Annotated in this window: 11 protein-coding genes and 1 pseudogene; 4 read left to right on the top strand and 8 right to left on the bottom strand. The window is 74.1% G+C overall.

The window, feature by feature from the left end:
• The 5 genes and pseudogenes from ACWEVO_RS21100 to ACWEVO_RS21120 all read right to left on the bottom strand — a co-directional run.
• Positions 1–439: pseudogene (locus ACWEVO_RS21100) on the bottom strand (hypothetical protein); the annotation flags it as partial.
• Between the two features lie 282 nt (positions 440–721).
• Positions 722–1,057, bottom strand: a complete 336-nt coding sequence (locus ACWEVO_RS21105) for a YrdB family protein (RefSeq protein WP_452309238.1) — start codon at positions 1,055–1,057, stop codon at positions 722–724.
• The gene (locus tag ACWEVO_RS21110) at positions 1,057–1,623 is read right to left on the bottom strand and encodes a TetR/AcrR family transcriptional regulator (RefSeq protein WP_452309239.1); all 567 of its coding nucleotides are present in this window, start codon (positions 1,621–1,623) and stop codon (positions 1,057–1,059) included. The genes ACWEVO_RS21105 and ACWEVO_RS21110 overlap by 1 nt, the downstream gene beginning before the upstream one ends.
• Positions 1,616–2,407 carry an alpha/beta fold hydrolase gene (locus tag ACWEVO_RS21115; protein WP_452309240.1) on the bottom strand — a complete coding sequence of 264 codons (792 nt, stop codon included), beginning with the start codon at positions 2,405–2,407 and terminating at the stop codon, positions 1,616–1,618. Before ACWEVO_RS21115 ends, ACWEVO_RS21110 begins: the two co-directional genes overlap by 8 nt.
• Before the next feature lie 107 nt (positions 2,408–2,514).
• Entirely contained in the window at positions 2,515–3,435 is a 921-nt protein-coding gene (locus ACWEVO_RS21120) for a proline dehydrogenase family protein (protein WP_452309241.1), read from the bottom strand.
• 107 nt (positions 3,436–3,542) lie between these two features.
• On the opposite strand from ACWEVO_RS21120, the gene ACWEVO_RS21125 reads away from it, so the two are divergent.
• The 3 genes from ACWEVO_RS21125 to ACWEVO_RS21135 are packed head-to-tail and all read left to right on the top strand — an operon-like array spanning position 3,543 to position 5,578.
• Positions 3,543–3,815 (top strand): hypothetical protein, encoded by a 273-nt coding sequence (locus ACWEVO_RS21125; protein WP_452309242.1) that lies wholly within the window; start codon positions 3,543–3,545, stop codon positions 3,813–3,815.
• Between the two features lies 1 nt (position 3,816).
• Positions 3,817–4,983: a glutathionylspermidine synthase family protein gene (locus ACWEVO_RS21130; protein ID WP_452309243.1), complete on the top strand. Its 1,167-nt coding sequence runs from the start codon at positions 3,817–3,819 to the stop codon at positions 4,981–4,983.
• 19 nt (positions 4,984–5,002) lie between these two features.
• The gene (locus ACWEVO_RS21135; RefSeq protein ID WP_452309244.1) at positions 5,003–5,578 is read left to right on the top strand and encodes a CGNR zinc finger domain-containing protein; all 576 of its coding nucleotides are present in this window, start codon (positions 5,003–5,005) and stop codon (positions 5,576–5,578) included.
• Between the two features lie 27 nt (positions 5,579–5,605).
• Here ACWEVO_RS21135 and ACWEVO_RS21140 read toward each other — a convergent pair whose 3' ends face one another.
• Positions 5,606–6,412, bottom strand: coding sequence for a sugar phosphate isomerase/epimerase family protein (locus ACWEVO_RS21140; RefSeq protein WP_452309245.1), 807 nt, complete (start codon positions 6,410–6,412; stop codon positions 5,606–5,608).
• 76 nt (positions 6,413–6,488) lie between these two features.
• Positions 6,489–7,433, bottom strand: a complete 945-nt coding sequence (locus tag ACWEVO_RS21145) for a Ppx/GppA phosphatase family protein (protein ID WP_452309246.1) — start codon at positions 7,431–7,433, stop codon at positions 6,489–6,491.
• A gap of 74 nt (positions 7,434–7,507) precedes the next feature.
• On the opposite strand from ACWEVO_RS21145, the gene ACWEVO_RS21150 reads away from it, so the two are divergent.
• Positions 7,508–8,317, top strand: a complete 810-nt coding sequence (locus ACWEVO_RS21150; protein WP_452309247.1) for a hypothetical protein — start codon at positions 7,508–7,510, stop codon at positions 8,315–8,317.
• Here the strand turns inward: ACWEVO_RS21150 and rraA are convergent.
• Complete coding sequence (gene rraA, locus ACWEVO_RS21155) at positions 8,314–8,799, bottom strand: ribonuclease E activity regulator RraA (RefSeq protein WP_452309248.1); 486 nt, start codon at positions 8,797–8,799, stop codon at positions 8,314–8,316. The two genes, ACWEVO_RS21150 and rraA, sit on opposite strands and share 4 nt — an antisense overlap.
• Positions 8,800–8,928: the final 129 nt, after the last annotated feature.

Consider the following 8,928-nt stretch of genomic DNA (forward strand, 5'->3'; position numbering starts at 1 on the left):
TCGGCCGGTGGGGTGGCGGTGAGTCCGCCGACCAGGGGTTTGACCAGGGCCTGCTCCTGGCTGGTGCCGGCCTGGCGGCGCCGGCCTGCCGGTCGAGCTGGGTGGTCATCCGTTGGCCGAGCCGGCGGGCGGCTGCGGTGGCCGGGTCGTCGGCGGGGCCGTCCGCCGGCCGACCGGCCGCGTTCCCCACCAGCCCGAGCAGGAGCACGCCGGGCACCCCGCACGCCGCCAGGACCAGCACCAGGGCGAGCACGACCCACAGCGGCGGTCGTCGTGGCTTCCGCGACACCGGCGTCAGGGCGGGCGCCCCGGGCACCGGGCTCGCCGCGGCCGGGCCGGGCGGCCCCGGCAGGGGGGACGAGCCGTCGCCGGTCACCGTGGCGGGCTGCGTGGGGCCGGTCTCCGCCGGGCCAGAGGGCCGCTCGTCACCGTCGGTCACCGGCGAAGGGTACGACCCGTCGGGGCGATCCGGCCAGCGCCGCCGTGCGTCGATGGGGGCGCGGTCGCCACCTGCGCCCGGACGCCCTGTTCCCGGTGCCTACGAACCTGATGTCGTAATCGATTCACCGCCACCTGCCGGACCGGCCGGCGGAGCCCGCGGGATGAGTCGTCCAGGGCATCAAGTTTGTCGGCACCTGCGGCCGCGGGGCCGCAGGCGAGGGGGAGGCGGCGGGTTACGAGCAGTGCTGAAGGATGCGCCGGTGGCCGGGAAGGGCGCGGCTCAGACCGGGTCGCCGAGGTGGGTGAGCAGCGCCTTGTCGACCGCCCAGAGGACCACCAGCACGGCCCCGGGCACCGGCCACCCGGACAGCGCGAGCAGCAGCCCGCCGGTGACGAAGCAGGCGGCCTGGACGCCGAGCTTGGCCGGCGCGGGCAGCGCGACGTTCGCCCGCGGCGAGCAGAAGACGCCCCACACGACGGCGAGCAGCAGCGGCGCGCCGATGCCGGCGAGCAGGCGTACCGGCCAGCCGGCGTCGAGGGTGAAGCCCCACCGGGCGGCGGCGGCGAGCATTGCCAGCTCCAGCAGGAAGATGAGGGTGAGCAGGGCGGCCTTCATCAGCACCTCCAGTCCCGGTACGCGGTGTCCAGCGCGGCCACCAGTTGGTCGAAAGTGCGGTCGATGCCGCGCGGTATGCCGAAGCCGCCGACGGCTTCCAGGGTCACGAAACCGTGCACCGCGCTGCGGAAGATCCGGGCCGCGTCCACGGCGTCGTCGCCGGTCAGGCCGTATCCGCGCAGGATCGCGTAGACCGCGTCCAGCGCCCGCCGCCCGGCCGCCACGTGCTCGGGATCGTCCGGGTCGGGCACCTGCTGGGCCGCAGCGTACCGGCCCGGGTGCCGCCGGCCGTAATCGCGCCAGGCGACGGCGACCGCGTGCAACGCGTCCCGGCCCGCCCGGCCGGCGACCGCCCGGCTCATCTCCTCGGCCAGTTCGCCGACGGCCAGCGCGCCGAGCTTCTGGCGCAGCGCGTCCACGCCCTTGACGTGCTTGTAGAGGCTGGGCAGCGCCACGCCGAGCCGGCCGGCGACCGCCGCCAGGGTGAGCCGGTCGTGACCGACCTCGTCGGCGAGCGTGGCCGCCTCGCGGACCACCGCCTGCGGGGTCAGGCCGGCCCTAGGCACGGGAGGCCACCGCCAGGAACTCGGTGAGGTCGGCGGCGGTGGCGTCGGGCTGGTCGGCGTGCGGGTAGTGGCCGGAGTCGGCGATCATGCGGGCCTCGGCGGTGGCGAAGTGCCGGCGGGCGGCCCGCGCCTCGGCGCCCGGGTCGGGGAAGTCGGGGTCCTTGGTGCCCATCAGCACCAGCACCGGCTGCCGTACCTCCGGGGCCCGTGCGGTCCAGTGCGGCTCGACGGGCGCGACCACCCCGCGCACCGCGGCCATCCGGCCGCGCAGCTTCGCGACCATCTCCTTCCGGTACGCGGCGTCGTCCGCCGGCCGCCCGCACGGGAAGAGCGTGCGGTGGAACATCCCGAACAGCCGGGGGCTGCGCAGCACGAGCGCCTGCGCCAGCCGCACCACGGCGTTCGGCTTCTCCTGGGACACGAAGGGGCCGACCTGCACGATGCCGTTGACCAGCTCGGGCGCGTCGGCGGCGGCGAAGACGACCGCCGCCCCGCTGGACGAGCTGCCGACCAGGGTGGCGGGCCCGCCGAGCGCCCGGACCACGGCGAGCAGGTCGCCGCCGACCTCCGCCGGCGCGTACGTGGGCCAGTGGGCGCTGGAGTCGCCGTGGCCGCGGACGTCGACCGAGGCGACCCGGTAGCCGGCCGCCACGAGCCGGGGCACCAGGTGCCGGAAGCTCGCCCGGTTCTCGCCCATGCCGTGCGCGAGGACCACCAGCGGGCCCTCCCCGTGCACCTCGTACGCGATGGTTCCGCCGTCCCGCACCACCTGGCTAATCGTCATAGCCGTAAAGCTAATACCATTAGCTTTCGGCGTCAAGCCCCCGCCCGAACAGACGGAACGGGCCGGCGGGACTTCCGTCCCACCGGCCCGTTCGCCGAACCGTCAGTTCACTTCTTCGAGGCCAGCGCGCGGCCGAAGAACATCAGGTTGGCGGGGCGCTCGGCCAGCCGGCGCATCAGGTAGCCGTACCACTGGTCGCCGTAGGGGACGTAGGTGCGCACCGTGTAGCCCTCGCCGACCAGGCGCTTCTGCTCGTCGGGACGGATGCCGTACAGCATCTGGAACTCGAACCGCTCCGGGCCGCGGTCGAACCAGCGGGCCCGGTCCTCCCCGATCGCGATCAGCCGCGGGTCGTGGGTGGCCAGCATCGGGTAGCCGTCTCCCGACATCAGCACGTTCATGCAGCGCACGTAGGACTTGTCCACCTCGCGGGCGGACTGGTAGGCCACCGACTCGGGCTCCTTGTACGCGCCCTTGCAGAGCCGCACCCGGGACCCGGCACCGGAGAGCTCCCGGCAGTCCGACTCGGTCCGCCGCAGGTACGCCTGGAGCACCGCGCCGGTCGACGGGTAGTCCTTGCGCAGCTTGGCCAGGACGTCCAGGGTCGAGTCGGTGGTGGTGTGGTCCTCCATGTCGAGCGTGACGGTGGTGCCCGCCGCGTCGGCGGCCGCGCAGATCGCCCGGGCGTTCTCGTACGCGAGCTGCTCGTCGAACATCTGGCCGAGCGCGGAGAGCTTCACGCTGACCTCGGCGGCCGGGGTGAGCTCGGCGGCGGAGAGCAGGCGCAGCAGTTTGAGGTACTCGTCCCGGGTGGCGTTCGCCTGCTCGGGGGTGGTGGTGTCCTCGCCCAGGTAGTCGAGGGTCACCGCCTGGCCGTCGGTGACGAGTGCGCGGGTCGCGCGCAGCGCGTCGTCGGTGCCGGCGCCGGCGACGAACCGGCGGACGACGTCCCGGGTGAACGGGGCCGTCGCGACGAGCCGCTCGACCTGGGATGACCGGGAGGCGGCGAGGATGACGGAACGGAGCATGAGCCGAGCGTAGCGCCCGCCTGGGGGCCCGCGCCGGGGGGCGGCGGGCAACGTCACGCTGCGTTCCCGGGGCTGCCGGGCTGGCCGGGATCGGCTACAACGATCATGTGGAACGCACCCCCCGACGCCGGCTCCGCTCGGCCACCGTCCAGCTCGGCACGCTGACCGTGCTGGCGCTCGCCCTCTCCGGCTGCAACGGCGGTTACGACGACGACGATGACGACTGCGCCCTCGGTCCGGCCGGGGGCGGCGGCGACACCGTCGCGCTGGCCCTGCGGATCCCCGCGCCGGCCGTCGACCGGGACACCCCGGTTCCGGTGGCCGCCGCGCTGCCCGACCGGGGCGGCTTCGGCACCCACCTCGCCTCCTGCGGCGGCTGACGTGCGCCGCGAGGCCAGTGCTCCGCGCCCCGACTGGGACGCCACCATCCGCAGCCAGGGCCTGGTGTACGTCGACACCGAGCTGCCCGACGGCGAGATCATGTCGTACTGGGACGAGACCGCCGCGTACGGCTTCGCACTGGACGAGGTGCTCCGGCTGGAGGAGGCCACCGAGGAGCTGCACCGGATGTCGGTGGCCGCCGCCGAGCACATCGTCGCCCGCAACCGGTACGCCGAGTTCGGCATCCCGGCCTGGGCGGCGGAGGCGGTGGCCCGGTCACTGCGGGAGCGGCCGCCGACCCTCTACGGCCGCTTCGACCTCTGGTACGACGGGAGCTGGCCGCCCAAGCTGCTGGAGTACAACGCCGACACGCCGACCTCGCTGGTCGAGGCGAGCATCGTGCAGTGGTACTGGCTGGAGCACACCCGCCCCGAGGCGGACCAGTGGAACAGCCTGCACGAGCGCCTGGTCGGGGCGTGGGCGAAGATCGGCGCGGGCCTGCACGACCCCCGGGTGCACGTGGTCTGGTCCGAGGAGGAGGAGTCCGGCGAGGACCAGATCACCGCCGGCTACCTGGCCGAGACGGCCCGCCAGGCGGGGCTGGACGTGACCCTCATGCCGATCCAGCGGGTCGGCTGGGACGGGCGGCGCTTCGTGGACGCGGGCGACCGGCCGATCACCACCTGCTTCAAGCTCTACCCGTGGGAGTGGATGCTGGCCGAGCCGTACGGGCCGCCGGCGCTGGCGCCGGGCACCCCGACCACCTGGATCGAGCCGGCCTGGAAGCTGCTCCTGTCCAACAAGGCGCTGCTGGCGGTGCTCTGGGAGCTGTACCCGGGCCACGACTACCTGCTGCCGGCGTACCTGGACTCGCCGCGCGGGATGACCGAGTACGTGGCCAAGCCGCTGCTCGGCCGGGAGGGCGGCTCGGTACGCATCGTGACCGCCGGCACCGAGATCACCAATCCGGGGAGCTACGGCGACGAGGGCTTCTGCTACCAGGAATTCCGGGCGCTGCCCGAGTTCGCCGGCAACCGGATGGTGCTGGGGAGCTGGATCGTCGACGGTGAATCGGCCGGCGCCGGCGTACGGGAGAGCGAGAGCCTCATCACAGACGGTTACGCGCGGTTCCTGCCCCACTACATCGACGCGCCACGTGCCCCCTGAGTCGTCTACCGTTGGGGTCGTGAACTTCGACGCGTACGCCCGGACCGGTGTTGATCTCGTCAACGCCCGTCTGGACGACCTCGACGACCTGCGGGCCCTCTTCCCGGACGACAACGCGTGGATGCGCGACGAGGTCGCGGAGCGGGACCTGACGATCTTCCGGCGGGCGCAGAAGCGCCTGCGTGACATCTTCGAGTACGGCACCTCGGGGCGGGACGCCGAGGCGGTGGCGGAGCTGAACGCCCTGCTGGAGGCCTTCCCGGTGCAGCCGCGCATCTCCGGCCACGACTCCAGCGACTGGCACATGCACGTGACCAGCCGGGGCGCCTCGGTCTCGTCGGAATACCTGGCCGGCGCCGTCTGGGGCCTGTCGGTCTGGCTGTGCGAGTACGGCAGCGCCCGCTTCGGCGTCTGCGCGGACGAGCGCTGCGGCAACGTCTACCTGGACACCTCGTCGAACTGCTGCCGGCGGTTCTGCTCCGAGCGCTGCGCCACCCGCTCCCACGTGGCCGCGCACCGGGCCCGGAAGCGGGCCGCGATCGGCGAGCAGGTCAGCGTCCCCGCCCAGGCGGAGACCCTCACCCCGGTCAGCTGACCGCGACCGAGCCGCGGGCCCGGTCGGTCAGGCGTCGACCGGCGAGGGGGCGGTGAGGTTGGCGCGGGCGAACTCGAGCGCCTCGCGCAGGTCGGCCTCGCGCACCGCGCGGCTCTTCGCGCCCCGGGTGGTGACCTCCACCGCGACCGAGCCGGTGAAACCCCGACCGGCCAGCGAGCGGAGCAGCTCCGCGCAGGGTTGGCCACCGCGCCCGGGCACCAGGTGCTCGTCGCGCCCCTCGCCGGTGCCGTCGCCGAGGTGCACGTGCGCCAGGCCGGCGCCCATCCGGTCGGCCATCGCCAGGGCGTCGGTGTGCGAGGCGGCGCAGTGCGACAGATCGAGGGTGTACGAGGTGTAGCCGGTGTCGGTCGGATCCCAGCCGGGGACGTACGGGACGAACTGCCGGCCGGCCATCCGCACCGGGTACATGTTCTCCACCGCGAAGCGCAGGCCGGTGAACTGCTCCTCGATCGCGGCCAGGCCCTCGGCGAAGTTCCGGGCGTAGTCGCGCTGCCAGCTGAACGGCGGGTGCACCACGACCGTGGGCGCTTCGAGGGTCTCGGCCAGCCGGGCGGCCCGGCGCAGCCGCTCCCAGGGGTCGGGGCTCCACACCCGCTGGGTGACCAGCAGACAGGGCGCGTGCACCGAGAGGACCGGTACGCCGTAGTGGTCGGCCAGCCCGCGCAGCGCGCCCGGGTCCTGGCTCACCACGTCGGTCCAGACCATCACCTCGACGCCGTCGTAGCCGAGCGCGGCGGCGAGCTGGAACGCCGCCGCGGTGCGCTCAGGGAACACCGAGGAGCTGGACAGGAGGACCGGGACGTGGGAAGTCACACCCCTCAGGGTAGCCGCCCCCGCCACGGCGCATCGGGACGAGCAGCCGCAAAGCGCCCACGTCGACCGAGCGGGATCACATCGGTGCCAGCTGATCCAGCCGGCGCAGGATGACCCCCTCGCGCAGCGCCCAGGGGCAGATGTCCAGGCGGTCCACGTCGAGCCGGCGCATCACCGCCTCGGCCACCACGCCGCCGGCGAGGAGCTGGTGGGCCCGGGCCGCGCTCACCCCTTCCAGCTCGGGCAGCTGGGCCGGGGGGATGTGCCGGATGAAGCCGAGCACCTGACGCAGCCCGGTCCGGGTCAGGCTGCGCGAAGCCCACAGCCCGGCGCCGGAGGGCGCGGCCCCGGCCAGCCGGGCCAGCGTGCGGAACGTCTTCGAGGTGGCCACCGGCCGCTCCCAGCCCACCTCGGTGAGCTGCTCCCGCACCGTTTCCAGCTGGGCGTCGACGTACTCCCGCAGCTCCTCCACGGCCTCGGCGGAGGGCGGCACGGTGCCGGACGGGTCGACCCGCAGCCGCTCCCGGCTCAGCCGCCCGGCGCCCAGCGGCAGCGAGACGGCCACCTCGGGGTCCTCGTCGATGCCGGCGGCCAGCTCCAGCGAGCCGCCGCCGATGTCCATCCCGAGCAGCCGCCCCGCCGACCAGCCGAACCAGCGCCGCACCGCGAGGAAGGTCATCCGCGCCTCGTCCGCGCCGGAGAGCACCTCCAGGCGTACGCCGGTCTCGTCGCGGACCCGGGCCAGCACCTCGCCGGCGTTGGTGGCGTCCCGGACGGCGCTGGTGGCGAAGGCCAGCAGGTCGTCGGCGGCCAGCCCGTCGGCCGCGGCCCGGGCCATCCCGACCGCCTTGACCAGCCCGTCCGCGCCCGCGTCGGTCAGCGCCCCGTCCGGGCCCATCTGCTCGGCCAGCCGGAGCACCACCTTCTCCGAGTGCGCCGGCCACGGGTGGGCGCCGTGATGGGCGTCGACCACCAGCAGGTGCACCGTGTTGGAACCGACGTCGAGGACACCCAGTCGCATGCAGAAGACCCTAGGGCCAACACGTTTCGCCGGCTCGCCAGCCGGTCCGGGTGACCGCGCGTACGCTGGTCCGGGTGACAGGGCAGATCGAGCTTCACGTGCTGGTGGACGACCCCGACGACCCGCGTAGCCGGGAGGTCGGGCTGGACTTCCCCCGGGAGTGGATCGAGTTCGTCGACCCGGCCGACGGGAAGCACGTGGTCCGGGCCGACCTGACCTGGCTGCTCTCCCGCTGGACGTGCATCTTCGGCAAGGGCTGCCACGGCATCGTCGCCGGCCGGGCCGCCGACGGCTGCTGCTCGCACGGCGCGTTCTTCACCGACTCGGACGACGAGAAGCGGGTCCGGGCGGCGGTCAAGCGGCTCACCCCGGAGACCTGGCAGCACTTCCGCAAGGGCTTCAAGAACTGGACCGAGAACGACACGATCGACGGGAAGAACCCGGCCCGGCGTACGGCCACCCGGGACGTCGACGCGCCGTGCGTCTTCCTCAACGACGTCGACTTCCCGGGTGGCGGCGGGTGCGCGCTGCACGCCCAGGCGCTGCGCGACGGGGTGCACCCGCTGGAGTACAAGCCGGACGTCTGCTGGCAGCTGCCGATCCGGCGGGACCAGGACTGGCACAAGCGGCCGGACAACACCAAGGTGCTGATCTCCACGCTGAGCGAGTTCGACCGGCGCGGCTGGGGCGCCGGCGGGCACGACCTGGACTGGTGGTGCACCTCCTCGACCGACGCGCACGTCGGCGCCGAGCCGATGTACCTCTCGTACGCCCCGGAGCTGACCGCGCTGATCGGCGCCCCCGCGTACGCGAAACTGGCCGAGCTCTGCGCGGCCCGGCTGCGTCAGGGGCAGGTCGCCCCGCACCCGGCCACCGAGGGTTAGTCCCGCCCGGCGACCGGCAGCACGACGACGCCGTCGTCGTCGCTGTGCACCTCGGCGCCGGGGGTGAAGACGCAGTCGCCGAACGACACCGGTACGTCCCGCTCGCCGGCGCCGGTCTTGCCGCTCTTGCGCGGGTTGCTGCCCAGCGCCTTGATGCCGATCGGCAGGGCGGCCAGGGCGGCGACGTCGCGCACCGCACCGTTGATCACGACGCCCGCCCAGCCGTTCTCCGCCGCGGTGCCGGCGATGAGGTCGCCCATCAGGGCGGTGTGCAGCGAGCCGCCGCCGTCCACCACCAGCACCCGGCCCTCCCCCGGCTCGGCGACGATCGACTTCACCAGGGCGTTGTCCTGGAAGCAGCGCACCGTCACGGCGGGGCCGGCGAAGGCCCGGACCCCGCCGAACTGGCGCAGCTGGGTGTCGCACGAGCCGAGGGTGTCGCCGTACCGGTCGTAGAGGTCGGCGGTCGTGGGGGTCTCCATGGGGCTCCTTCTCTCACTCGGGGTTCGGATCGGCGGGTGGCGGCCGGTGCAGGCGGGTGGCGGCGACGGCCGCGCCGGCCAGGCCGGCCGCGGTGCAGGCGAGTCTGCTGTACGGCCCGCCGGGCACCG

The sequence above is a fragment of the Micromonospora sp. NPDC003776 genome, assembly GCF_053605645.1.